Source organism: Flavobacterium sp. (assembly GCF_043760115.1).
Lineage (GTDB): Bacteria > Bacteroidota > Bacteroidia > Flavobacteriales > Flavobacteriaceae > Flavobacterium.
The window spans coordinates 1-25,683 of the sequence record NZ_JAYUPK010000047.1 but is presented as its reverse complement, the minus strand read 5'-3'; the positions used below and the strand labels follow the sequence as shown (position 1 = coordinate 25,683).

At 29.1% G+C, this 25,683-nt stretch carries 27 protein-coding genes and 1 tRNA gene; 11 read left to right on the top strand and 17 right to left on the bottom strand.

The genetic code is table 11. The annotated features are described in order from the left end of the window. Nucleotides 1-113: 113 nt before the first annotated feature. Both ACH2BC_RS04290 and ACH2BC_RS04285 read right to left on the bottom strand, forming a co-directional pair. Complete coding sequence (locus ACH2BC_RS04290) at nucleotides 114-446, bottom strand: CCC motif membrane protein (RefSeq protein WP_395052751.1); 333 nt, start codon at nucleotides 444-446, stop codon at nucleotides 114-116. A 9-nt stretch (nucleotides 447-455) separates the two neighbouring features. After that, on the bottom strand, nucleotides 456-743 hold the full coding sequence (locus ACH2BC_RS04285; protein ID WP_395052750.1) for a DUF2752 domain-containing protein: 288 nt from the start codon (nucleotides 741-743) through the stop codon (nucleotides 456-458). A 90-nt stretch (nucleotides 744-833) separates the two neighbouring features. Here ACH2BC_RS04285 and ACH2BC_RS04280 point away from each other — a divergent pair, with 90 nt between their 5' ends. Genes ACH2BC_RS04280 through ACH2BC_RS04270 form a run of 3 tightly spaced genes read left to right on the top strand, consistent with a single transcriptional unit; the run spans nucleotide 834 to nucleotide 2,723 of the window. Further along, complete coding sequence (locus tag ACH2BC_RS04280) at nucleotides 834-1,016, top strand: hypothetical protein (protein WP_395052749.1); 183 nt, start codon at nucleotides 834-836, stop codon at nucleotides 1,014-1,016. Continuing rightward, entirely contained in the window at nucleotides 1,003-1,560 is a 558-nt protein-coding gene (locus ACH2BC_RS04275; protein WP_395052748.1) for a Smr/MutS family protein, read from the top strand. The genes ACH2BC_RS04280 and ACH2BC_RS04275 overlap by 14 nt, the downstream gene beginning before the upstream one ends. 41 nt (nucleotides 1,561-1,601) lie before the next feature. Further along, nucleotides 1,602-2,723 carry a cysteine desulfurase family protein gene (locus ACH2BC_RS04270; RefSeq protein ID WP_395052747.1) on the top strand — a complete coding sequence of 374 codons (1,122 nt, stop codon included), beginning with the start codon at nucleotides 1,602-1,604 and terminating at the stop codon, nucleotides 2,721-2,723. A gap of 131 nt (nucleotides 2,724-2,854) precedes the next feature. Here the strand turns inward: ACH2BC_RS04270 and ACH2BC_RS04265 are convergent, their stop codons facing one another. The 6 genes from ACH2BC_RS04265 to ACH2BC_RS04240 all read right to left on the bottom strand — a co-directional run bounded on the left by ACH2BC_RS04265 (nucleotide 2,855) and on the right by ACH2BC_RS04240 (nucleotide 9,109). Beyond that, a complete protein-coding gene (locus ACH2BC_RS04265; protein WP_395052746.1) occupies nucleotides 2,855-3,307 on the bottom strand; it encodes a PA2169 family four-helix-bundle protein in 453 nt (150 codons plus the stop codon). Between the two features lie 26 nt (nucleotides 3,308-3,333). Continuing rightward, the gene (locus tag ACH2BC_RS04260; protein ID WP_395052745.1) at nucleotides 3,334-3,843 is read right to left on the bottom strand and encodes a pyridoxamine 5'-phosphate oxidase family protein; all 510 of its coding nucleotides are present in this window, start codon (nucleotides 3,841-3,843) and stop codon (nucleotides 3,334-3,336) included. 139 nt (nucleotides 3,844-3,982) lie between these two features. Continuing rightward, entirely contained in the window at nucleotides 3,983-4,522 is a 540-nt protein-coding gene (locus tag ACH2BC_RS04255; protein ID WP_395052744.1) for an NADPH-dependent FMN reductase, read from the bottom strand. Nucleotides 4,523-4,529: 7 nt separating this feature from the next. Next, a complete protein-coding gene (locus tag ACH2BC_RS04250) occupies nucleotides 4,530-4,655 on the bottom strand; it encodes a hypothetical protein (protein ID WP_395052743.1) in 126 nt (41 codons plus the stop codon). Between the two features lie 151 nt (nucleotides 4,656-4,806). After that, entirely contained in the window at nucleotides 4,807-7,440 is a 2,634-nt protein-coding gene (locus ACH2BC_RS04245; RefSeq protein ID WP_395052742.1) for a T9SS type A sorting domain-containing protein, read from the bottom strand. A gap of 124 nt (nucleotides 7,441-7,564) precedes the next feature. After that, nucleotides 7,565-9,109, bottom strand: coding sequence for a T9SS type A sorting domain-containing protein (locus ACH2BC_RS04240; RefSeq protein ID WP_395052741.1), 1,545 nt, complete (start codon nucleotides 9,107-9,109; stop codon nucleotides 7,565-7,567). A 211-nt stretch (nucleotides 9,110-9,320) separates the two neighbouring features. Between ACH2BC_RS04240 and ACH2BC_RS04235 the strand changes: the two genes are divergently transcribed. The 3 genes from ACH2BC_RS04235 to ACH2BC_RS04225 are packed head-to-tail and all read left to right on the top strand — an operon-like array spanning nucleotide 9,321 to nucleotide 11,934. Further along, nucleotides 9,321-9,755 carry a DUF6932 family protein gene (locus ACH2BC_RS04235; protein WP_395052740.1) on the top strand — a complete coding sequence of 145 codons (435 nt, stop codon included), beginning with the start codon at nucleotides 9,321-9,323 and terminating at the stop codon, nucleotides 9,753-9,755. Between the two features lie 3 nt (nucleotides 9,756-9,758). Continuing rightward, on the top strand, nucleotides 9,759-10,286 hold the full coding sequence (locus ACH2BC_RS04230; RefSeq protein ID WP_395052739.1) for a helix-turn-helix domain-containing protein: 528 nt from the start codon (nucleotides 9,759-9,761) through the stop codon (nucleotides 10,284-10,286). Between the two features lie 4 nt (nucleotides 10,287-10,290). Continuing rightward, nucleotides 10,291-11,934 carry a KGGVGR-motif variant AAA ATPase gene (locus tag ACH2BC_RS04225; protein WP_395052738.1) on the top strand — a complete coding sequence of 548 codons (1,644 nt, stop codon included), beginning with the start codon at nucleotides 10,291-10,293 and terminating at the stop codon, nucleotides 11,932-11,934. A gap of 88 nt (nucleotides 11,935-12,022) precedes the next feature. Here ACH2BC_RS04225 and lpdA read toward each other — a convergent pair whose 3' ends face one another. From lpdA to truA, 4 genes are all read right to left on the bottom strand, one after another. Continuing rightward, nucleotides 12,023-13,411 carry a dihydrolipoyl dehydrogenase gene (gene lpdA / locus ACH2BC_RS04220; RefSeq protein WP_395052737.1) on the bottom strand — a complete coding sequence of 463 codons (1,389 nt, stop codon included), beginning with the start codon at nucleotides 13,409-13,411 and terminating at the stop codon, nucleotides 12,023-12,025. 124 nt (nucleotides 13,412-13,535) lie between these two features. Beyond that, nucleotides 13,536-14,045 carry a hypothetical protein gene (locus ACH2BC_RS04215; RefSeq protein WP_395052736.1) on the bottom strand — a complete coding sequence of 170 codons (510 nt, stop codon included), beginning with the start codon at nucleotides 14,043-14,045 and terminating at the stop codon, nucleotides 13,536-13,538. Nucleotides 14,046-14,060: 15 nt separating this feature from the next. Continuing rightward, nucleotides 14,061-15,815 (bottom strand): ABC transporter ATP-binding protein, encoded by a 1,755-nt coding sequence (locus ACH2BC_RS04210; protein ID WP_395052735.1) that lies wholly within the window; start codon nucleotides 15,813-15,815, stop codon nucleotides 14,061-14,063. Nucleotides 15,816-15,851: 36 nt separating this feature from the next. Further along, entirely contained in the window at nucleotides 15,852-16,610 is a 759-nt protein-coding gene (gene truA / locus ACH2BC_RS04205) for a tRNA pseudouridine(38-40) synthase TruA (RefSeq protein WP_395052734.1), read from the bottom strand. A gap of 259 nt (nucleotides 16,611-16,869) precedes the next feature. Between truA and ACH2BC_RS04200 the strand changes: the two genes are divergently transcribed. Beyond that, on the top strand, nucleotides 16,870-17,361 hold the full coding sequence (locus ACH2BC_RS04200; RefSeq protein ID WP_395052733.1) for a metallophosphoesterase family protein: 492 nt from the start codon (nucleotides 16,870-16,872) through the stop codon (nucleotides 17,359-17,361). A gap of 269 nt (nucleotides 17,362-17,630) precedes the next feature. Here the strand turns inward: ACH2BC_RS04200 and ACH2BC_RS04195 are convergent, their stop codons facing one another. After that, nucleotides 17,631-18,044, bottom strand: coding sequence for a DUF4293 domain-containing protein (locus tag ACH2BC_RS04195; RefSeq protein WP_395052732.1), 414 nt, complete (start codon nucleotides 18,042-18,044; stop codon nucleotides 17,631-17,633). A gap of 191 nt (nucleotides 18,045-18,235) precedes the next feature. Between ACH2BC_RS04195 and rho the strand changes: the two genes are divergently transcribed. Further along, nucleotides 18,236-19,990 carry a transcription termination factor Rho gene (gene rho, locus ACH2BC_RS04190; protein ID WP_395052731.1) on the top strand — a complete coding sequence of 585 codons (1,755 nt, stop codon included), beginning with the start codon at nucleotides 18,236-18,238 and terminating at the stop codon, nucleotides 19,988-19,990. Between the two features lie 347 nt (nucleotides 19,991-20,337). Here rho and trxB read toward each other — a convergent pair whose 3' ends face one another. The 4 genes from trxB to ACH2BC_RS04170 all read right to left on the bottom strand — a co-directional run bounded on the left by trxB (nucleotide 20,338) and on the right by ACH2BC_RS04170 (nucleotide 23,068). Next, on the bottom strand, nucleotides 20,338-21,285 hold the full coding sequence (gene trxB, locus ACH2BC_RS04185; RefSeq protein ID WP_395052730.1) for a thioredoxin-disulfide reductase: 948 nt from the start codon (nucleotides 21,283-21,285) through the stop codon (nucleotides 20,338-20,340). A gap of 133 nt (nucleotides 21,286-21,418) precedes the next feature. Further along, nucleotides 21,419-21,493: transfer RNA gene (locus ACH2BC_RS04180), tRNA-Pro, on the bottom strand. Nucleotides 21,494-21,722: 229 nt separating this feature from the next. After that, nucleotides 21,723-22,559 carry a GIN domain-containing protein gene (locus tag ACH2BC_RS04175; protein ID WP_395052729.1) on the bottom strand — a complete coding sequence of 279 codons (837 nt, stop codon included), beginning with the start codon at nucleotides 22,557-22,559 and terminating at the stop codon, nucleotides 21,723-21,725. Between the two features lie 56 nt (nucleotides 22,560-22,615). Beyond that, nucleotides 22,616-23,068, bottom strand: coding sequence for a DUF4442 domain-containing protein (locus ACH2BC_RS04170; RefSeq protein ID WP_395052728.1), 453 nt, complete (start codon nucleotides 23,066-23,068; stop codon nucleotides 22,616-22,618). Nucleotides 23,069-23,275: 207 nt separating this feature from the next. Between ACH2BC_RS04170 and ACH2BC_RS04165 the strand changes: the two genes are divergently transcribed. From ACH2BC_RS04165 to ACH2BC_RS04155, 3 genes are all read left to right on the top strand, one after another. After that, nucleotides 23,276-23,722 (top strand): DUF4870 domain-containing protein, encoded by a 447-nt coding sequence (locus ACH2BC_RS04165; protein ID WP_395052752.1) that lies wholly within the window; start codon nucleotides 23,276-23,278, stop codon nucleotides 23,720-23,722. A gap of 114 nt (nucleotides 23,723-23,836) precedes the next feature. Beyond that, a complete protein-coding gene (locus tag ACH2BC_RS04160; protein ID WP_395052727.1) occupies nucleotides 23,837-24,166 on the top strand; it encodes a PadR family transcriptional regulator in 330 nt (109 codons plus the stop codon). 5 nt (nucleotides 24,167-24,171) lie between these two features. Next, nucleotides 24,172-25,683, top strand: a 1,512-nt coding sequence (locus ACH2BC_RS04155) for a PspC domain-containing protein (protein WP_395052726.1), incomplete at its 3' end; no start/stop codon positions are given.

Sequence of the window (25,683 nt, the reverse complement as noted above, 5' to 3'; positions counted from 1 at the left end):
TTATAGCTTTTGTAGCATTTTTTGCATCAAATTTTCCAAGATAATTTAGTTTTTAAGCATAAAAAAACCGTCTAGTTTTAAAGTTAGACGGTTTTTTGCGTTTTTAGATTTATTTATTTTCCAAAATAGTCCATTATTTTTTCTCTAGCAAGTTCTTGATTTTGCATATTTTCTAGACCAACAATTGATATAAACCAAACGAAAAATATAATTGTTAACACACTTAGTATTAAGCCAATTATTCCAAGTATTTTACCAACATTTAGCGTTTGATAATTGTCAAATTTTTCTGGCGATAACCTATAAGTTGTTATATCTTTTTTAGCTAAAACAAGAGCTAAAATTCCAAGAATAACGCCAATAATTCCGTAACACCAACAAGTTAAAATAGATAAAATGCCCAGAATTAATACTGCTGTTGCATTAGGTAATTTTTGATTTTCCATAAAATTTAATTAGAAGTTAAAAAGAGTTTTTAATTTGTAAACATAAGCAATTATCATAACAATAGCATTTAAAATAGCAAGTGAAATTACAATTTTATGATAAGCATGTTTTTTATCTAAAATGTGTAATGTTATAAAAAGGAATAATAAAATAGTGGTATATATTGAAGGAAACATATAAAACGCATCTACAAAATTGCCTTTAAAAAGTAAAGCAATCGAACGTTGAATTCCGCATCCTATACAATCCAATCCAAACAATTGTTTGAACATACAAGGCAACATATAGTCTTCCATTTCAAATTAATTTCATTACAATTTTACAAATAATTTTTGTATTTATGATAAACTAAATAAAGTTTTCTACATTTGAATTTTAAAATAATTATGAAAAAGTTTCTTCTTCCAATAATGGCAATTTCAATTTTCTTTTGCTTTTATGAGTATTCTAAGCCTGTACCAAATATATATATTGTACTAATTACAATTGCAATTTTTATGTTTGGTATGATGAAATTAATGAGTAAAGTACCAAGTAAAAAACCAGAAGATAAAGATGGAATACTTTAAAGTTAATGACAAAGTTTCTGCTCTTGATGAAGCAATTGATGGAGTAGTGGTAAGCGTAAAAAATGATGAAGTTACTGTAGAAACTACTGATGGATTCTCGATGACATTTAAAGTCAACGAGTTGATTAAAACTAACACTACCAATGAATTAAATAATTTTATTAAAATAAATGGTTTAGCTCAAAAAAACGTTGATATTTTTCCTAAAAAAAATAATAATGCTCCCAAATTTAAGTCAGATGCAACAGAAAGACCAGTTCCAGAATTTGATTTACACATAGAAAAATTGGTAAAATCTAAAGGTGGAATGACCAATTATGACATCTTAACGTTACAATCTGAAACTGCAAAAAGACATATAGAATTTGCCATAAAAAATAGAATTCCAAAGATAGTTTTTATTCATGGAGTTGGCGAAGGAGTTTTAAAAGCTGAACTAGATTTTATGCTTGGACGTTATGATAACATTATTTTTCAAGATGCCAATTATCAAAAATATGGATTGGGTGCAACCGAAGTTTATTTTAAGCAAAATGTAAAATAATAGAATATTAAATCTTTAAATTTGTATCTTCAAATTTTAGTATGAAAAAGATATATTTAGATAATGCTGCAACAACTCCAATTAGAAAGGAAGTCATTGCAGAAATGATAACCATAATGCAAGAAGATTTTGGAAATCCATCATCAACGCACAGTTATGGCAGAAGTGCGAAATCGGCATTAGAAACCTCAAGAAAATCGATAGCCAAAATTTTAAATTGCGTTGCTCAAGAAATTATATTTACCACAAATGCAACCGAAGCTAGTAATTGGATTTTAAGAAATTCAGTTAAAGATTTGGGTGTTAAACGAATTATTACAAGTAAAGTAGAACATCATGCAACTTTATATACAGTTCAAAATCTGCAAAGAGAATTCGGTATTGATGTAGATTATGTAAAAATTCTTCCAAATGGCGATGTTGATTTAACCAATTTAGTTCATTTACTTTCGTCAGATGTAAAAACTTTGGTAACATTAATGCACGTTAATAATGAAACTGGTTGCATTTTAGATTTAGAAAAAACTGGTAGACTTTGCCATCAACACAATGCTTTATTTCATTGCGATACTGTACAATCTATAGGAAAAACAGAATTTAATTTAGCAGAAACTAATGTAGATTTTATTGTTGCAAGTGCGCATAAATTTCACGGACCAAAAGGTGCAGGATTTGCCTTTGTAAAAAAAGGAATTATTTTGCAACCAATGCTATTTGGTGGCGAACAAGAAAAAGGACTTCGTGCTGGTACAGAAGCAGTTCATCAAGTTGTTGGAATGGCAAAAGCGTTAGAATTATCATATCATAATTTAAATGAAGAACGAAATTATATACTAGATATTAAAAACTATTGCAAAGAACAATTGCTTTTAAATTTTCCAGAAATTAAAATTAATGGCGAGAATACATTTTATAATATTCTAAATATTTTATTGCCATTTTCTCCAGAAAAAACAGCTATGATTTTGTTTAATTTAGACATGAAAGGCATTGCAGTTTCTCGTGGTAGTGCTTGCCAAAGTGGTAGTCCAAAACCTTCACACGTACTTGCAGAAATGCTTCAAGAAGAAGATTTATTGAAACCAAGTTTAAGAATATCTTTTAGTCATTATAATTCTAGAGAAGATATAGATGTTTTAATTCAAGAATTGAAAGGAATTTAAATAAAAAAAATCTGTTTAGAATTATCTAAACAGATTTTTTATAAATAATAGTATAACGCTTCAGTTAGGACCAATTTTGTTGGTGTGCATCATCTTCTCTTGACAAAAGCGTTACAAATTATTAACTAGATTTATGCATTTGCTTCAACCATAGATTTAACTCTATTGTGGTCTGCAACAAGTGACGAATGTTGGTCTTTTAACATTGTTTGTTGTTCTGTAGAAAGGTTTTCAATATCATTTTCAAGTGTGTCTTCATAAGTTTTCTTAGCAACATCCTCTCCATATTCACAACTTTCTAAAATTGTTTTTCTATCGTTTCCTGTCAACGCAGCTTTTACATCCATCCAAACTCTAAAAAACTTTCCAGTAATTCTTGTATCTTCTGTTGGTGTTCCGCCAAGACTTGTAACTTCGCTTCTTAATTCAGAATTGATAACCAAACTTGTAGCTTGAAATTGTGAAAATAATGCTTTTAAATCTGCTTCTTTAGTTTCGTCAGATGCTGTTTTGTAACCTTCAATTCTATCGTTATTGATTTGAATAAGATTGTTTAATACTGAAATTGTTTTTTCGTTTTCCATTTTAATTTTTATTTAAGTTTGATTTATTATAATTTTATTGTTCCTTCTTTTGCATCAACAAGTGTCGTTCCTGTTGCAACAGAAGCAAGCATTTTGAAGAAGTTTATCATTTGATTTCCTTCAACATCCCAATAATAGGCATTTTTCGGTGTTACTTTTATCAATGAAATATTTGGATCATCTTTACCATCTTTAAACCAAGTTTTAACTAATGGTGTCCAAATTTCATCAACTTTTTGCTTGTCAAATACTATTTCTGCCTCACCATTTAAAACCATATAACTGCTTTTACTTGGATGCGAATAATACAATCTTACTGTTGCATCGCTTTCAATTTCCTTATTTTTGATACTATTTTTATCGCTAAAAAACCATAAATTTCCATTTTCATCTGCATCTTGTGTACTCATCGGTCTAGTAGATTCGCCTTGATCAACTTTTATGTTAGTACTAAAAAGACAAATATCAATTTCTTTTGCTAGTTGTATTACTTTATCAATTCCTTCTTGATTCTTTAAATTTGTTTGATTTTCCATTGCTAATAATTTGTTTTATTTTGATGTTGTAAAATTGTATAAATTAATTTTCAAAAAATTATACAATAAAAAGTGTATTTTATATTATTTCCACTTTAACATTTTTTTTTGTTAAATAGATAAATATCAGCAATATAACTTACTTTATATTTTTAATAATTTCTATTAAAAATAAATCTGCTAGTTTATTTGTTAACTCTTTATTAAGTGGATTTCCTTTATCGTCAAAAGTTTTTTCAACACTTGGCACAGGAAAATTGGCTTGAATAACCATTGCTTTCATTTTCCAAAGTATAAATTGTAAATGAGTTAAACATTGATTTCCTCCAAAAATTCCGCTAGAAACGGTTGAAAGTCCAATTGGTTTTCCACTCCATTCTTCATACAATAAATCAATTACGTTTTTTAAACTTGCTGGCAAACTTCCATTATATTCTGGTGTTACTATAATTATTGCATCAGATGATTTTATTTTTTCTGCAAATTCTACAATTGCTTTTGATGGTTTTTCTAAGTTTTTAAAACGTTCTTCAAATAATGGAAAATTGTATTGTTTTAAATCTAAAATTTCAGCGTTTGCCAGTTTATTTTCAGATAAATAATTTTGAAGATACAAAGCAACGTTATGACTTTTTCTATCTGTTCTAATGCTTGATGAGATAATTGAAATATTTTTCATTTATAATTTATTTAGATTTTTTAGGAACACAATTAGGAACTTTTTTACCATCTTTAGTTTTCATACCAATTTTTTCATAGTCTTTCCAACAAGGATCATCAGATTTTTTTTCAGATTTTTTTTCAGTTTTCATACTATTAATTTTAAAACATAAAATTCTAAAATTGTAGGTTATTGATGTTATACTTTTTATAGTAAAACTTACATAATTGACTTAAAATTTATAAAAAAAAATCAACCTTAAAATGTATTAAGATTGATTTTAAATTTTAAGAATTTAAATTTTATTTTATTATGAGTTTTGTTGAATACCTATTAAATTCAGAAATTACGATGACTAAATAAGTTCCAGAATTTAAGTTAGATACATTTACTTTTTCAGAATTTGAGTCTAATTTTTGACCTTGAATTTTTCTGCCCAACAAATCAAAAATGGCTAAATAAGTGTTTTCAAAATTTATATTCTCAGAAGTTTGAAAAGTAAATTCACTTGAAGTTGGATTAGGATAAATAACAATTGTATCATTTTTATTTTCTTTAATTCCTAAATTTTGAGAAACATCGCCATACCAACCACCACGACAACCTGTGGAAATATATATTCTGTTACTAACTTTCATATCACCTTCAATATTGGTAATAATTCCTTCTGGAATATTTAAAGTTCCTAAATCTGTAAAAGTTAAACCCAAATCATATGAAATAAAAATACTTTCAACCGAACCAATTTTTCCATATACAATTAAAGATGCAAAACTTCTACCAGTTTCTTTTTTTCCAAAACCAAACGCATATACTTCATCAATCGTAGCGAGTGTCGTCCAAGTTGTTCCGCCATCAGTGGAATGCCAAAGTTTTCGCAAATCTGGTGTTGGATCATTTTGTAAAATATAAATATTGAAAGGTGCAAACCAAATATCATTTTCTATAAACGGATTGGCTTTTAATTTTCCTTCGCCAGTAATTGGTAAAACCGCTGTACTCATTGCTGTCCAGTTTGCTCCGCTATCAGTTGTTCTCCATAATTTGGTCAAAAAAGTGTTGCCTTCCATTGCATAAAAATAAAATTTTGAACCGTTTACTTTATCACTTTCTAATAATTTTCCGATAGAAAAAGTAGAATTAAATGAAAATCCAAAACTACCATCAGTAAAATTTATATTGTTGCAAGTAGTCCAATTTGTGCCACCGTTTGTGGTAAATCTTGGAAAATTTTTCACAGGATTTAGACAACCAGAAATCGTACTTTTATTATTCGGAATCCAAACAAAAGTATTAGGATTTGTTGATGAAATTGCAATATTTCCACCCCAAGGTGCATCATTACAAGAGTTTGGTGTTGTCCAAAACGGTTGCCAAGTTGTTCCACCATCATTAGTTTTTAAAAATCGATTTATGGTTGTAGGATTGTTATAATCTTGTCCAATAAACGCCATTGTATTAGGGTTTTGAAAACTATAATCCATCGAAATTGATGCTCCAAGTCCGAAAGTTGGATCTAATTTTGCGACACTTCCGTTATCGAGATTGGTGTACTTGAGAGCCAAAATATCCATAACATTCGCAAAAAGTGGCGTTGTATTTGGTATTGGTGGCGACATCATACTGTTTACGCAAAGAATTTCTAAATCTTTCATCACATTTTGAGAAGAAATTTGAGCTGGATTTGTGTTAATATCTTCAATTTTCAGTACACCATTTCCGCTAGTCATCCATAATTTTTTATTGTCATTGGCATCAAATGCAATATCACCAACCCAATCATAACCTTCGGTATTTACCCAACTTACTGGAAATGTAAATGTCGACGCTTGGTATTTATCCAAACAACTTTGATAACCAGAATTACCTTCGTTGGTTAAAATTTTCCAATTAGGAAATTCGGCATCAAAATTTTCTGTATAAAATATTTTTCTGGGCATTGTTCCACGAATGGCAACATAAACCGTATTCGGAAAATTAGGACGAACTGAAATCGCATTGTACATATATTTTCCAAAATAAGGACAACCATAATTGTTGGTAATTCCAGGAGTTTTATTAGTCCAAGTTCCACTACAATCGTTATTATTTGGAACAAATTGCCAAATTTCGCCATCGTTATAACCATCGCCATCTTGCATTGTAGCAACAATTAATTTATTATTAGAAAAAATGGCACGAACTGGATTGTATAAATTGATATTGAAACCATTGGCTAAAAAGCACCACGAAATTCCGCCATCGTTACTACGATAAATGCCACCATCAATCAATCCGATATAAATATTTTTAGAAACCGTTTGCGAATTGACGAGTAGAGTAGAAGTTGGGTCAAAAACCACAAAACTAATGCCGCCAGCAACTGGCAAACCACCATTTCCGCCTAGTTGTGTGAACGAAGTTACATTATTCCAAGTAGTTGCGGCATCGGTTGTTTTAAATAATCCTGCCAATCTTGTACCACAATACACTACGTTAGAATTGTTTGGGTCAACTGCAATTCGTTCGCCAGCGCAACGCCAATCACCGTTTCCAAAAACTTGTATTGCTGAATTCCATCCTTGATTTACCGACCAAGTTTGACCATCGTTGGTAGATTTTAGCATATACGATTGAAAACCGTAGTTTCCAGTCAAGGCATAAATAACTTGATTGGTTCCAGAAGTTGATTTGTCAATTGCGAAACTTTCTACGCTTGAAATATCTCTTTGATTTATGGTTAGCATATTGTCAAAAAGATTAATCCATTTTTGGTTGGTGTTGTCAAATTTAAAAACGCCACCAACATCGGTTCGAACATATTTTGTATTTGTGGTTGGATTTATTATAATTCCGTCTACATAACCCATTCCGAGTGTGGAAACATTTTTCCAGTTGACTTGCGCAAAACTGTGCAAAGAGAAAAATAAGATTATAAATAATAGGTAGTTTTTCATAATTTTAGGTTTTAAAATTGAATTAAACCATTAGTGTTTTTTTAAACCATTAGTTTTTTTTTAACCATTAAGAAAATTAAGGTCATTAAGTCTCAAATAACTTAATTTACTTGATAGTTTTAAATTATTTTTTTATGATTTTAAATGTTGAATTATCCAATTTCAGAAAATAAATGCCACTTTGAAAATTAGAAAAATCAATTTTGTTAGTAGAATTATTTTCAGAATAAACAACTTGTCCTAGACTGTTTGTAATTTTAATTTTGTCATAAGTTTGATGATTTTGGATAAATAAAAAATCAGAAACAGGATTTGGAAACACTTTTATTTTTGGATTTTCTATTTCATTTATTGATAGTTGACTTTGAAATTCATAACATCCAATGTCAATAAAACCATTTGTTAATCTTACATTTCCGTCTTTATCAAGCAAAGGTGCATTGGTAGTTGTGCCTGAATTAATTGCCAAACTCGAAGATAGAATATGAAAATCGGCGAGAGTAAAATTTGCAGAAGCGTTAACAAAATTGGCATTTCCAACAATATTGTTTGTTCCAACAGGATTTGATAAATTATTATTATTGGTAATTAAATTATATTGCGATGAAATATTGGATGTAGTTTGAGCATAAGCAAAAATAGGTGGAATACCATTTGATGGCGCTACAATATTGTTTAGAAATGTTATGTTAGATGCGCTAAAAGCTGTTAATTCTCCTTCTTGAGTTGATGAAGATTGACAATTTTGATACGAAGTATTATTTATAACTATAACATTATCACTTTCAAAACAATGAATTCCTCTTGCACCATTATCAAAAACTAAATTGTTGGCTACATAAGTTATTCCGTTATAAATTCCTAAAGTTGAATTGTTTTGAGTGTTTCTTCCATCATCAATAATTATTCCGTTTCCATCAGTAATTGAACCTACAACATAAAACGGAATATAATTTTCGTTTCTAAAACATGTATTTCCTGTAATAAAATTTTTAATTTCGTTAAACGAATCAGAATTCCAACATTGATACAATGAAATTCCGCTATTTCCGTATGGTGCATACCAACCACATTCGGAGATTATATTGTTTTCAATTGTCGTGTAATCGGCATTGTAAGTATAAATTCCGCCACCACCACATTTTGATATTCTACAATTTCTAACAATATTGTGATGCGGTTTATTGGTTTCATTATTGTATTCTGTATTAATTGCAATACCACTTCCAGAGGTTGCAGGATTACCAATGTTTAATTGTTGTTCTTGCGCATAGACCAAAGTTATATTGTCGTTATTTCCTATAATTGTTAAGCCATCAATAATAATATAATCATTTCCATTGATGCTAATTCCTGCCCAATTAGTACTGTTCATTTGTAAAATTGGTGTTTCACCTGGATAATTTCTAAAAGTTATTGGATTTCCAGCAGTTCCAGAAATGGTTAAATAGGCGATGAGACTTTCTGGATAGGTTTTGGTATAAATTCCGTTTCTAATAAAAACGTTATCGCCAGGCGAAACGGCGTAGGTTGCTCTTTCTATAGTTTGAAAGGAAGTTGTTATTGTCAATCCATCGTTTTCATCGTTACCGTTTGGACTAACATAATAGTTTATTGCAAAAGAATTCATAGACGCAATTGCAAAAAGAAGTAAGAATTTTCTTTTCATAACAAGTTTGTTTAAATTACTATGTAGCTTTTAGGGTTTTACAAAGTTCTGAAAATTAGATTATTATGAAATTAAACAAATGTTAAAATTGTTTTACGAATTCTGTAAAAGTGAAATTATTAAACAAATTATGTTAAAAAATTGATTTTATATTGTTTATTATAAACACATTTATATATTTGTGTATACAAAAACACAATAAAATAATTGTTTGATTCCAAATTTTCTAAATAACGGAACTTTACCTGTTGGTATTCATTGGAGTACTGTAGAGGAAATTAAAGAAAAACTTTGCTTCTCTGATAAAAGAGCTGAGTTAATAGTAGGTCTTGAAAAAGCAATTTTATGTTTAAAAAGTGCTGGTTGCAAAACAATATATTTAGATGGTAGTTTTTCAACTTCAAAAGAAATACCCGGAGATATTGATGTTTGTTGGGAAACAGATAATGTTAATTTAGATTTATTAATTGAAATTGAACCAGTTTTATGGGATTTTAGCCCAGGTAGAAAACTTCAAAAAGATAAATTTGGTTGCGAGTTTTTTCCAGCAGAAATTATCGCTGAACATCCAGATAAAACCTTTATTGATTTTTTTCAGCAAGATAGAGACGGTAATGCAAAAGGTATAATTGGACTAAAAATTTGAATTATGATAAAAAATGAAAAACAATACAGCGTTACAAAGAATAATTTAAAAAAATTTCAAAATGCTTTAAAAGTGATAAACGAATCGATTAAATCTAAAAATCCATTATTATTAAAACTTCAAGTCAATTCCATACAAAGCCAAATCGATATTTTTGAAGAAGAAATCAAAATGTATGAAGGATTAAAAAAAGGAATAATTACAAATGTTTCTAGAGGTTTTGAAGACTTGAGTTATGGTATTATTGAAAGTAGAATTGCAAAAGGATATAATCAAAAACAATTTGCAGATTTACTCAAAACCAGCGAGCAACAAGTGCAAAAATACGAATCGGAAAATTATTCGAATATTAGTTTAAAACGTTTGCAGGAAATAGTAGTATGCCTCGATGTTGGTGTTGACGCAACATTTAATTTTAATAAAAAAAGCCATTTTACGGCATCGGATTTTTTAATTCCCCAAGGAATTAATTCAAGTGAAATTCAAAGTAAAATAAGAAACAGAGGCACAACTGTATTAATGTGTGCATAAATAGATGAAAACAATAACTTTTTATTCATACAAAGGTGGAGTTGGTAGATCATTAACTTTGTCAAATATTGCGATGCGATTGGCTGACTTAGGAAAAAAGGTTTGTATTATTGATTTTGATTTAGAAGCACCAGGATTGCATCTTAAATTCAATAAACATATTAATCAATTAGAAGTTAATAAAGGAATTGTGGAATATATTTCTGATTTTCAAAATAAAAGCTTCATTCCAAAAAGTATTGATGAATATGTAACTGAGGTAAACTATTTAGGCACTTTAAATGGTTCTATAAAATTAATACCAGCAGGAAATATTTACAGTAATGAATATTGGAAAAACTTGTCCTCTATTAATTGGAAAGATTTGTTTTATTCAGATGAAAATAATGGAATAAACTTATTATTACACCTTAAAGAATTAATAAAAAAGGATTTGAATCCAGATTTTATATTAATAGATTCAAGAACAGGTATAACAGATATATCTGGAATTGCTATGACTTTACTGGCAGATAGCGTTGTTACTTTAGCTGCAAATAATGAAGAGAATATTACAGGAACTGCGAGAATAATTAAAAGTTTGATGAATAACGAAAATAATTTATTGGGTAAACTACCCAAAATATATTTTGTTCTAACCAGAATACCTTATTATCCCAATCCTGATGAAAAGCATAAAGAGATTGCAATAATTAGAAAAGCATTAGCAACAATAAATCAAGATGAAAAATTAATTGAAAAAGTATTTGTTATTCATTCAGATAGAGAATTAGAAGAAGAGGAAAAGTTTAAAATTAATACTATATCAGAAAAAGATGTTTCTACTAATCAAGTAGTACCTATTGAAGAAGATTATTTAACGCTTTTTGAAGAATTAACAAAAGAAGATTTATCAATTGAGGAAATTTTTAGATTTAATTCACTAAGAGAATCTGAGTTATTGATTGAAGAGTCTAAAAATATATCTGATAATGCAATTAAAATTAATAAACTAACTAAAGCTATTGAATTAAATCCAAATTCACACGAAGCATATGGATTATTAGCGTACATTCATAATACATTAGGAGATTTTAAAGAAGCACTTAAATTTGGAAAATACGCAAGTAAATTAAATAATGAAAATTTAGGATACAAATTTAATATAGGTCGTAGTTTAAACGGCGTTAAAAAAACTAATGAAGCAGTAAAAATTTTTGAGGAGATTTTATCAAAAAATATTAAACATTTTGGTTCTTTAACAATTTTAGGAAGTATATATTCTGAAATGCTAGAGTTTGACGTTGCCTTGCAATATCAATTAAAATTGATAGATTTTTATCCAGATTTTCATTCTGGTTATAATTCAGTAGGAAATACTTATCGTTTACTAAAAAACTATGATAAGGCTTTTTATTTTATTTATAAATGTTTAGAGTTAAATCCTAAAAGTGCAATTGCATGTGGTACTTTAGCGGAAATATATTCTGAGTTAAATAATGAAAATGAATTTTATAAAAATTTACAATTGGCTTTTGTATTTGGTATGAACTCAGAAAGTTTTAATAGAATTATAAATGAAGAAGATGTTTATAGAAAATATTTTAAAGAAGAGCGTTTTTTAAGTTTGCTTAGAACTTATAGAATAAAAGTAAATTTTCCAGAATAGAAATTAAATTTATAAAAAAAATCCGATTTGATATTTTCAAATCGGATTTTTTGGTTTATTAAAGAGTTATTAAATTTTTATTGATAATTTACAAATGAATCACTTCTCCATAAGCATCGGCAACAGCTTCCATAACTGCTTCGCTCATTGTTGGATGAGGATGAATAGATTTTAAAATTTCATGTCCAGTAGTTTCTAATTTTCTTGCTACAATTGCTTCTGCAATCATATCTGTAACTCCAGCACCAATCATGTGACAACCTAACCATTCGCCATATTTGGCGTCAAATATTACTTTTACAAATCCGTCTGGTGTTCCAGATGCTTTTGCTTTTCCAGATGCTGAGAAAGGGAATTTTCCAATTTTTAATTCGTATCCTTTTTCTTTTGCTTGTTTTTCTGTCAATCCAACAGAAGCTATTTCTGGACTTGCATATGTACAACCTGGAACGTTTCCGTAATCAATTGGATCTACGTGCAATCCTGCAATTTTTTCAACACAATTAATTCCTTCTGCAGAAGCAACATGTGCCAATGCTTGACCTGGCGTAACATCGCCAATGGCATAATATCCTGGAATGTTAGTTTGAGAATAAGCATTTACAAGAATTTTATCTTTGTCAACTGCAATTCCAACTTCTTCTAGACCAATATTTTCGATGTTTGTTTTAATTCCAACTGCAGATAATAAAATTTCTGCTTCAAGAATTTCTTCTCCTTTAGCTGTTTTTACAGTTGCTTTTACTCCATTTCCAGAAGTATCAATTTTTTCTACTGATGATGATGTCATAATTTTAACACCAGCTTTTTTCATAGAACGTTCCATTTGTTTAGAGATATCTTCATCTTCAACAGGAACAATATTTGGCATAAATTCTACAAGAGTTACTTCTGTTCCCATTGCATTATAGAAATGTGCAAACTCAACTCCAATTGCACCAGAACCAACAATAATCATAGATTTTGGTTGTTTTGGTAATGTCATTGCTTGTCTGTAACCAATAACTTTTACACCATCTTGAGGAAGATTTGGCAATTCGCGAGAACGTGCACCAGTTGCAATAATTATATGATCTGCACTGTATTCTGTAACTTTTTTATCTTTATCAGTAACGTCTATTTTTTTACCGGATTTTAATTTCCCAAAACCATCAATAACATCAATTTTATTTTTTTTCATTAAAAATTGAACACCTTTACTCATATCGCCAGCAATATTTCTTGAACGATTTACTACTGCATTAAAATCTTTATCAAATGCTGTTACAGTCAATCCATAGTCGGCAGCGTGTTTTAAATAATCAAAAACCTGTGCCGATTTTAATAATGCTTTTGTTGGAATACAACCCCAATTTAAACAAACGCCACCAAGACTTTCTTTCTCGATAACAGCAACTTTAAATCCTAATTGCGAGGCACGAATTGCGGTTACATATCCACCAGGACCAGAACCTAAAACTATAATATCGTATTTCATAATAATCTTAAATTTTTAGAATGAAATTATATAAAATTAATTTTAAAATTAACTTTCTATAATTGGTTAGCAAAAATAAGTATAAATTCTAAATTATTTTAAAGTTTGTTGCGTAATATTTGTCTTATTCTAAACTTAAAATAAAATCATCCATTTCCTTTTTTTGGCTTGCATATTTTAATTGAATTTCTGAGTTTTTTTCCATTCGGTTATAATATTCTAAACCTTTATTGGCAAAGAACTTTTTATGATAAGTTGAAATTTCAGGTACATTTGGATATTTTTTATGAAAAATCATCTCATAATACGCTTGCCATTCACGTTCGTTTTTATCTAAAACATAAGGTTTTATAGATTTTTGATCTACATGAATTAACTCATGAACTATCATTGTGATAATTAATGCTAACGGAAATTGAAAAATATTTTCGGGTATTCTAATAATTTGTTCTTCGCCAAAATTGCCTTCGGTTGTGAGAAGAATAAATTCAGGATTTGCTATTTCACGAAAAGTGATTTCTTTTAAATTTTCATTTTTTAATTCATAATGTTTTAAAAGCCAATAAAATGCATTGATGGTTTGACCATTATTATGGAATGTATCAACTTTAAATTTTATTTCTTCGAATGTCATAAATTAAAAAACAAATTAAATTGCTACAGAAAATTGCGAATCATATAAATTTTTATAATAACCATCTTCTTTATTCACTAATTGGTTGTGCGTTCCAGATTCTACTATAATTCCTTTATCCATTACAATAATTTTGTCTGCATTTATAATAGTTGCCAATCTGTGTGCAATTACAATTGAAGTTCTGTCTTTAGTAATAGTTTCAGTTGCGTTTTGAATCAACTCTTCGCTGTAAGTATCTATAGATGAGGTTGCTTCGTCAAGAATTAAAATGCTAGGATTACTAACATAAGCTCTCAAAAATGCAATTAATTGTCGCTGTCCAGATGATAACATTACGCCACGTTCTTTTACATTATAGTCATAACCGTCAGGCAAACTCATAATAAATTCATGAACTCCAATTTTTTTGGAAGCATTTAGTACAGTTTCTCTAGAAATTTCAGGATTGTTTAATGTAATGTTATTGAAAATTGTATCGGCAAACAGAAAAACATCTTGAAGAACAATTGCTATTTGCTTACGCAGACTTTCTAAGGTAAACTGATTTATATTTTGATTATCGATGTAAATTTCACCTGAATTAATTTCGTAAAAACGATTTAATAAATTTATAATTGTAGATTTTCCTGCGCCAGTTGCACCAACAATTGCAATGGTTTCGCCAGAATTTACTTCTAATGAAATGCCTTTTAAAACTTCTTCATTTTCTATATAACTGAAACGTACGTTATCAAATTTTATGTTTCCTTCAAAATGTTTGGCTTCAATTTCTCCATCTTTTTGTACTTCATTTTGGGTATCAATAATATCAAAAACTCTATTGGCAGCAATCATTCCCATTTGCATTTCATTGAATTTATCTGCAATTTGACGAAGTGGATTGAACAACATTCCGATAAACATTGTATAAGAAAATAAATCTCCAAAGGTTGTAAATTTATCTCCATCTAAAATATGAAAACCACCATAAAGCACAACAAATCCTAATGTTAATGATGAAATAATATCGGCAATTGGAAAGAAAATAGAGTTGTAAAGAATGGTTTTTATCCAAGCAACATTATGTTTTTGATTTATTTCTTTAAACTTTTCATATTCAATTTGTTCACGATTAAAAAGTTGCACAATTTTCATTCCAGTTACTCGTTCTTGCACAAAAGTGTTTAAATTGGCAACTTGATTTCTTACTTCTTCAAAAGCAACTTGCATTTTTTTCTGAAAAATTCTAGTAATAAAAACTAATATTGGCATGGCAGCAATTACAATCCAAGTGAGTTTCCAATTCATATAAAACATAAAAATAAGCACTACAACCATTTTTAGTAAATCACTAATAATCATAAAAAGTCCTTGACTAAAAATTCTTGCAATTTGCTCAATATCAGAAACTGAACGAGTAACTAGTTGTCCAACTGGAGCATTATCGTAGTATTTCATTCTAAAACTCAACATGTGTTTGAACAGTTTAGTTCGAATATCTTTTACAATATCTTGTCCTAACCAGTTTGCCCAATACACAAAATAAAATTGTGATAGTCCTTCAAAAATTAGTACAATTCCCATCAACGAAACGTAGAATAATAATCCGTTTTCGTCTTTAGGTTTCATATAAATATCTACCGTAAGTTTCAGTAAATAAGGTCTTAAAGCAGCAAAAACTGATAATGTTATTGCAAAAAGAATTACACCATTAAATCTATTTTGGTATGGTTTGGTATATTTTAAAATTCGTTTAAACAAACGAGTGTCAAATGCTTTTGCTTTCATAGTCATTGCGAGGCACGAAGCAATCTGTTTAGATTTCTAAGTTAATCTCTTGAGTTTTTTATTAATGTATTCATATTCGACTTTCGTCAAATACAATCCGTGAGCAGGAACAGAAAATCCTGCTTTATTCCGATCTTTACTTTCAATAATTTCTTTAAATTGTTGCAAAGATACTTTTTCTAATCCTATATATATCATTGTTCCAACAATAGCGCGAACCATATTTCTTAAAAATCGGTCAGCTGAAATTGTAAAAATTATTTTATCATTAACTTGAGTCCAATTAGCTTCGTAAATGGTACAATTAAAGGTGTTTACATCGGTATTTACTTTAGAAAAACACTCAAAATCAGTATATTCAAATAAAATTTCGCAAGCTTTATTCATTAAATCGATGTTCAAATTTGTGTTATAATACAATGAATTATTGTTTTCAAAAGCATCTTTTTTAGTATGAATATAGTATTGATAAATTCGTTTTTTTGCATCAAATCTTGCATGAGCATCGTCATTAACTTTATGAAAAGCAAGGACAGCAATGTCTTTTGGTAAAAATGAATTGAGTTTATGAATTAAAAAATTGGAATCTATAACTGCATCATAATCAAAGTGAGCAAACATTTGTTTGGCGTGAACACCTGTATCTGTTCGTCCTGCGCCAACAAGTTCAATCGTAGTTTTTAAAATTGTAGTAAGTGCTTTGGTTAAAGTTTCTTGTACAGAAATTGCGTTTGGCTGATATTGCCATCCGTGATAATTTGTGCCTTTGTATGCAAATTCTATGAAATATCTCAAAATTTATTGATTTCGTTTTTCGAGTTTAAGGTTGCGAGTTTAGTTATGTACTATTTCAAATGCAAATTTACGAAGATTTTAATTGATTAGAAACGTAAAGTTTTCCTAAATAATTAACTTTGCGTTTATTAAAAATAAAATGAAGTTTTACAATTTAACAAATTTAAAAATTAATTAAAATTTGTATAATTATTTTCAAAAAAACTTTGCGACTTAGCGCCTTTGTGGCAAAACCGATACTGAAACAAATTCATCATAAATGAAAAAAATACTTTTACTTTCTGACACGCACAGTCATATAGACGAAACTATTATAAAATATGTAAATCAAGCAGACGAAGTTTGGCATGCAGGCGACATTGGAGATTTAAAAGTTACCGATGAGCTGAAAAAGTTAAAACCTTTGCGAGCTGTTTATGGAAATATAGATGATGATAAAGCTAGAATGGAATTTCCTTTAAACAATAGATTTATGTGCGAAGGTGTAGATGTTTGGATTACTCATATTGGTGGTTATCCTGGAAAATATAATCAAGCGATTAGAGAGGAAATTAAATTAAATCCACCCAAACTTTTTATTTGCGGACATTCTCATATATTAAAAGTACAATTTGATAAGACTTTAAATTTACTTCATATGAATCCTGGAGCTTGCGGAATATACGGTTTTCACCAAATAAGAACTATGTTACGATTTGAAATTGATGGAGATAAAATTCAAGGTTTGGAGATTATTGAGATAGGGTTGTAGGGACAAGTCGCGACTTGTCCGTACTGTTTTTAATATATAATTTATTAATGTTACTTGAACTAGCCCAGATTGCAATGGAAAGCTTTTTTATAAAAATAATTTAGTTTTTCTTATTTTTAAAATGCGACCAACGGAAGCTCTTTTAAAAATTGTAGAAAACTTATTATTTTTATAAAAAACTTGTAATGGAAAGCTGGATTGGCTTCTAAAAAAAATCCCAAACTTTCGTCTAGGATTTTCATCGCACTAATAAACATAATGTTATAGGTTTATCTCAATCTGTCCACAGATTTTACAAGATCTTCATCCCTCTTGATAGCTTTGTTGGCCAAAACTAACATTACGATAGAAATGATAGGAAGAAACATCCCAATACCTTTCTCTGAAACTGCAGGAGTTTCTCCAGATACATTTAGTGAACGATAAACAAATAATCCCAATAAAATTAAATTTAAAATCATATTCAATCTGTTGTAAACAAATTGTTGTTGTCTTTTTTTGAACGATATAATACTTAACAATGTTAAGGTTGTACTTAATCCAAACAAAATTTGATAAACCATTTTACTCATAAAATAGAACTCTTTTCCTCCTTCTAATTTCCATAGCGGAAACACAAACGGAAGAATTCCCATTAATATGAAAGCAATAATTAAATAAACAGTTTGAATTCTTTGTAACATATTTTCTTTATTGTGAAGCAAAAATATAGTATCTTTTTTTAAAAAACTATTGGTTGAATGAAATTTATTCGTATTATTGCATAACAAATTCGTAAGTACTTCAAAAACACGGATTTTTCCATTGAAAAAATCACTACACATTTTGTATCAAGTTCCAAATTATTGAAATTATTAAATCATTGTAAACATTTATGTTTGATATATCTGCATTAAAAGGTATGAAGTTAACCGAACTTCAAGAAATTGCCAAATTGGCTAAAACTATAAAATTTAAGGGCGTAAAAAAAGATGCATTAATTCAAGAAATATTGAGTCAACAAGCTTCAACTTCTCCAGTTTTTGAAACTAAAGCAGAAACAATTACCGACGATAAACCAAAAAGAGCAAGAATAAAAGCTGATGATAAAGTTGCTATTACTCCTACTAAAAATTTATTTTCTGAGGTAAAACCAACAGAAACTTTAATTGAAAGAGTTGAAGAAATTCAAGAAATTGCTGAAGAAAATTTTAATAAGACAGAAAAATTTCAGAAAAAGCCAAAATTTATAAAGGCAGTAAAAGTTGAAAATCAAAATGCAGAATTGGCGAAAGAAACTGTAAATGAGGAAAATGTAAACGAAACTCCTCAAGAAGAAAATGCAGAAAATGAGGTTGTAAAACCTAAAAACCCAAATCAGAATCCGAATCAGAATCCGAACCAAAAACATAAAAATCCAAACCAAAATCCGAATCAAAACGGAAACGGAAACGGAAATCCCAATCAAAACCCAAACCAAAACCCAAATTTTAAGAATAAAAAAACCAATAACTTTAGAGATTCTGATTACGAGTTTGACGGAATTATAGAAAGTGAAGGCGTGTTAGAAATGATGCCTGATGGTTACGGATTTTTACGTTCGTCAGATTATAATTATTTAGCATCGCCAGATGATATTTATTTATCAACTTCACAAATTAGATTATTTGGTTTAAAAACTGGAGATACAGTAAAAGGAGTAGTTCGACCGCCAAAAGAAGGAGAGAAATTCTTTCCTTTAGTAAGAGTTTTAAAAATTAATGGACACGATCCGCAAGTAGTCCGCGACAGAGTTTCGTTTGAACACTTAACACCAATATTTCCTCAAGAAAAATTCAATATTGCAGGAAAACAGGCAAGTACATCAACAAGAATTATTGATTTATTTTCACCAATAGGAAAAGGACAACGTGGAATGATTGTGGCACAACCAAAAACCGGTAAAACAATGTTATTAAAAGACATTGCTAATGCCATCGCAGCCAATCATCCAGAAGTTTATTTAATAGTTTTATTGATAGACGAACGTCCAGAAGAAGTTACCGATATGCAACGTAGTGTTCGTGGAGAAGTAATTGCTTCAACCTTTGATCGTGAACCAATGGAACACGTGAAAATTGCTAATATTGTATTAGAAAAATCAAAACGATTGGTAGAATGTGGTCATGATGTAGTTATACTTTTAGATTCTATAACTCGTTTAGCAAGAGCATACAACACAGTTCAACCAGCATCAGGAAAAGTACTTTCTGGTGGAGTAGATGCCAACGCATTGCAAAAACCAAAACGTTTTTTCGGAGCAGCAAGAAATGTAGAAAATGGTGGTTCGTTAAGTATTATCGCAACAGCATTAACCGAAACTGGTTCTAAAATGGACGAAGTGATCTTTGAAGAATTTAAAGGAACAGGAAATATGGAACTTCAATTGGATAGAAAAATCGCCAACAGAAGAATTTTCCCAGCCATCGATTTAACCTCTTCGAGTACACGTCGCGACGATTTATTACTAGACGAAAACACACTAAAAAGAATGTGGGTTTTAAGAAAATTCCTTGCCGATATGAATCCAGTAGAAGCAATGGACACCATAAACGATAAAATTAAAAAAACTAGAGATAATAACGAATTTCTAATTTCAATGAACGACTAATTAAGTTTATAAATTATTAGAATTTATGTTGATGAATATCAGTAGCGAATGGCTTGTGCATTTCATAAAACTATTTTCCTGCTATCCATTACAATAAAGAATGTCCCGAAACAATCGGGACATTTCTTATTTTCATTTTAAACGAAGTTCACTGAACGCAACTTAAAATAAACTTTTTAGTGATGTAATCAAAACTGATTAGTAACCTTTAAACACTAAATTCAGTTTCAAATGATAAAATTTTAAATAAAAAAGCCATTCCAATAAAGGAACAGCTTCTATAATTAGTGAAATCTGCGTTCTATGAATTCGTGCAAATTCGTGAAATTCGTGTGAAAATAAATTAATTATTCCTTAGCAGCCAAATATCGTTCAGCATCCAAAGCAGCCATGCAACCAGTTCCAGCAGCAGTAATTGCTTGTCTGTAAACGTGATCGGCAGCATCACCACCAACAAATACACCTTCAACATTAGTTTTAGAAGTTCCAGGAATATTAATGATATATCCAGTTTCATCTAGCGTTAAATAGTCCTTAAATATATCAGTGTTAGGTTTATGACCAATAGCAACGAAAAATCCTGTTGCTGGAATATCAAAAACTTCATTAGTAGTTTTATTTTTAGCTTTCACACCAGTAACTACTTGTCCATCACCAAGAACTTCAACAGTATCGTGGTTCATTAGAATGGTAATATTTTCAGTTTTTTTAACGCGTTCTTCCATAATTTTAGAAGCTCTAAATTTTTCACTTCTTACAAGCATGGTAACTTTAGTACACAATTTAGATAAATAATGTGCTTCTTCACAAGCAGAATCTCCTGCACCAACAATTACAACCTCTTGATTTCTGTAGAAAAATCCGTCGCAAACTGCACAAGCAGAAACTCCACCACCAGTATTTAAATAATGTTGTTCAGATTCTAATCCTAAATATTTTGCAGTAGCACCTGTGCTTATAATTACAGTTTCACAATGAATTTCTTTAGTATCATTAATCCAAACTTTCTTAATTTCTTGAGAAAAATCTACTTTCGTAGCCCAACCATCACGAACATCAGTTCCAAAACGTTGTGCTTGTTCTTGAATTCCAACCATCATTTGAGGACCAGTTATTCCTTCTGGATTTCCAGGCCAGTTTTCAACTTCGTTTGTAGTAGTTAATTGTCCACCAGGTTGAGTTCCTTGATATAAAACTGGATTCATGTTAGCTCTAGCTGCATAAATTGCTGCAGTATATCCTGCTGGACCAGAACCAATTATTAAACATTTTATTTTTTCTATTGTGTTAGACATTTTTTTAATTTTTATTGAGGTGCAAAGATACCTTTTTATTAAAATATAATTTACTATACAAATTATAAAAAACAATAAATAAATAAAATAATTCTATAAAAAAAAGCTGAACTTGTAAAAGTTCAGCTTTTTGTCGGGGTGGCAGGATTCGAACCTGCGACCTCCTGCTCCCAAAGCAGGCGCGATAACCGGGCTACGCTACACCCCGAAAAGTAACATTTTTAAAATTTAAATTCTTCCCAATTTTTAATTGGGACACAATAATCAGGATATTCTAAACCAAAAAGTAACATTATTTGAAATCTACGTTCTTCCCGATTTTCAATCGGGACGCGATAACCGGGCTACGCTATACCCTGAAAACAATAAAATTTCCGTGTGCAAATATAAAACAAAAAACAACTTCTCAAAGTTTATTGTTCTGTTTTTATATAAATTTATTTTAAAGGTTTTTTCTTTAAAACAGCACTGTCTGTAAATTGTTTTAACTCAATTTTTTGATCGCCGTACAATTCAATTTCTGATTTTCCTATGGCGTCAATTATAATATTAGATTTAACTTGAATACTTGCATTAGTATATGCTTCTGTTTTTACTTCTGCATTTTTTATAATTAGATTTTTACCAACAAAGTTTGCATTATTATCTAATCTAAGTTTTATTGAATCTGAATCTCCTTCTATTGTGGCTTCAGATTTTTGATACATATCAAAAACTAAATCAGTTGTTGATAGTAATGCTTTTAAGGAAGCATTTTTGCTTAAATTAATTCTAGTTTTTTCTGATTTTAAATTTAATTCGGCTTTAGATTTATCATTCATTTCTAATTTAAAATTCTTGATTTTTGCTGTTAAATATAATTTAGCATAATCTGTACTTTTAATTCTTATAGAATCCAATTCAAAATTTGATAAAGCATTTACTTTACTATCATTCATTGCAACAATAGACTTAAATTTATCTGTATAAGTAACTTTTACACTAAATTTCTTTGCACTAATTACTTTTTTTGTCGCATAAATTTTTAATATACTTCCAGTAATACTTAGTTCTATTGCGTCGTGCAAATTATCATCGGCTTCAATTTCTATGCCGCATTGAGTTCCTTTTATTAAGGTAACTTCTACATCATCTGAGACTTCTAACGACTCAAAATTTTCAATTTTTTTTATTTCAGTAGTAACAATTTTCGATCCTTTTACTTTATCTTTCTTTTGTCCAAAAGTTACTGTTGTAATTATTAGTAATGCAATTATAAATAGATTTTTTCTCATTGTAAATTATATTTTCTTTTTCAAATGTATAAAAAGTTAGTTGTTAAAGCCAAATTTTATTTAATTCTAACACTCCATTCAAAATCCATTTCTGATACTTGTTCTCCTTTTTCATTTACACCAACTGATTTCATCCAAAAAGTTTGACCTTCTTTAGTAGCAATAGTTTTTTCTATAGCTTCTTTAATTAAATATCCGTCAAGGCAAGTAAAATTAATTCTTCCGGTAGCTTTTTTAGTAAAATTTCCTTTATTGTTTGCTACAAGCATTGAAATGTTTTTACCACTTTCTTTTATTTGATACATAACTAAAGCACCAGTTGAAAGCTCTGCTGCCATTGCTTGTACTGCAAAATACATTGACTTAAACGGATTTTGATTCATCCATCTGTGTTTTACTGAAACAACACATTTATCTTGATTTATTTCTTTTACTCGAACACCACATATAAAAGCTGAAGGTAATTTAAAAAACAAAAAAGTATTTAATTTAGAAGCTGTAAATGCCATTATTTATTGATTTTATTGCAAATATACATTAATTATTCTTCAATTAATTAAAATCTTAAATGTTAATTTTATGTTAATAATTAGTACTCTGTATTGCATAATACCTTTTTTAGGTTGTATCTTTGTATAAGAAATTAATAGTCTTACTATAGTATTGTAAAAAATTAGTTTTAATCATCAGAACAATCAAAATCAAAACAATTAATCATTATGACAACAAACGAAAAAAACAGCGCAACTTTTATTCACTTGAGTACTCTAACTCAGTATTTTATTCCTTTTGGAAATTATATTTTTCCAATACTAATTTGGAGTTCTAAAAAGAATGAATCTGAATTTGTTGATTTTAACGGAAAACAAACACTTAATTTTCAGTTAAGTATGTTTTTATATTCACTACTTTTATTATTAATTGCTGTACCAATTATTTTGTATGCCGTCTTTAATAACGTTGATATAGTTAACAATTATAATTATGATTTTGACAATTTTCCTTTATCAAAAATCACTGGAATTGTAATGATTGGAATAATAGCTGGATTAATATTTTGTTTTATGAAAGCTATGGAATTCTTCCTTATTATACATGCAGCAGTAAAATCGTCTAATGGTGAAAACTATAAGTATCCGTTATCAATACCTTTTTTTAAATAAATCAAATAGAGTTTCAATCATCAAAGAATCTGAATAAATTTCAGATTAAATCAAAAAATGAAAAGTTTAATCACATCTGACCAATCATCAGATACAAAAAATTAAAAGAAAATTATGAACATCGAAAACACAAAAGCTCAAATGCGAAAAGGTGTTTTAGAATTCTGCATCTTATCTGTTTTAAAAGAAAAAGAAGCATACACATCTGAAATATTAGACACCTTAAAAAACGCTAAATTGCTTGTAGTAGAAGGAACAGTTTATCCGCTATTAACAAGACTAAAAAACGATGGTTTACTAAATTATCGTTGGGAAGAATCCACATCTGGTCCGCCAAGAAAATATTACGGATTAACTGAATTAGGAAAAACATTTTTAAACGAATTAAATGGTACTTGGAAAGAATTATCTGATGCCGTAAACATAATAACCAATCAAAACTAGCAATTATGAACAAAACAGTAAATATTAATATAGGTGGTTTATTTTTTCATATAGATGAAGATGCATACCAAAAATTATCAAAATATTTTGATGCTATAAAACGTTCACTTTCTAACTCTTCTGGAAAAGAAGAAATAATGAAAGATATAGAAATGCGTGTTGCAGAATTGCTTACAGAAAAACAAAAAAGCGATAAACACGTAGTAAATAATAAAGATGTTGACGAAGTTGTAGCCATTATGGGACAACCAGAAGATTACAGAATTGATGATGAAACTACAGAAAATAATCAAACGTTTACTGCATCATCTGGAAAAAGAAAGTTGTATCGCGATAAAGATAGAGCTACAGTTGCCGGAGTTTGTACTGGACTTGGTCATTATTTTGGAATTGATTCTGTTTGGATAAAAATTATGTTTTTAATCTTTGTTTTTGCAGGATTTGGAACTGGAATTGTTGCCTATTTTGTACTTTGGTTTATAATGCCAAAAGCAATTACAACATCTGAAAAACTAGAAATGACAGGAGAACCAGTTAATATTTCTAACATCGAAAAAAAAGTTAGAGAAGAATTTGACAATATTTCTAACAAATTTAAAAGTGTTGACTATGATAAAATGGGAAACCAAATTCGTTCTAATACAGAAACTGCTGGTAATAGAATTGGGAATGCATTTATAGCAGTTTTTGGTGCATTTGCCAAAGTTCTTGGAGCATTAATTATTGTTGTATCATCAATTACACTATTTGCAATTTGTATTTCATCTATTATTTTAATGTTCTCTTCTACAATGCCTAACAACTTTGTTTTTAATTTTATTCATACACCTTTAAGTTTAGATACACCACTTTGGATTCAAGGACTTTTGTTTCTTTTAGCATTCGGAATTCCGTTCTTCTTTTTATTAATTCTTGGATTAAAATTATTGGTAACCAATTTAAAATCAATAGGTAATGTTGCAAAATATAGCTTACTAGCACTTTGGATTATTGCTGTTGGAATTTTATCTGCAATTGGAATTAATCAAGTATCTCAAATTAGCTCTGAAGGAAAAGTTATTCAAAAGCAAGTTATTAATATAAATCCAAATGATACATTATACATAAAATTTAAAAATAATGATGAGTATTCTAAAAATGTAAACGACAGAAACAATGGCAGAATAGTTGAAGACAATAACATAGAAGTTCTTTATTCTAACGATGTTACTATTGAAATTATGAAGACAGATGAGTTGTTACCCTACATTCAAGTAGAAAAACTAACCTCAGGAAGATCAATTACAGAAGCTAAAAGCAGAGCTCAGAAAATTAAATACAACTTTAAAGTTATAGGAAATCAATTAATATTAGACAATTATTTTTTATCAGACTTAAAAGATAAATTTAAAAATCAAAGTGTAGAATTGTTTTTATATCTTCCTAAAGGAACTATTTTAAAACCAGATAATTCTGTTCAAAACTATGATAGATCAGATGATGAGTTTTTTAACCTTCACTTTTCAGATGATTATGCT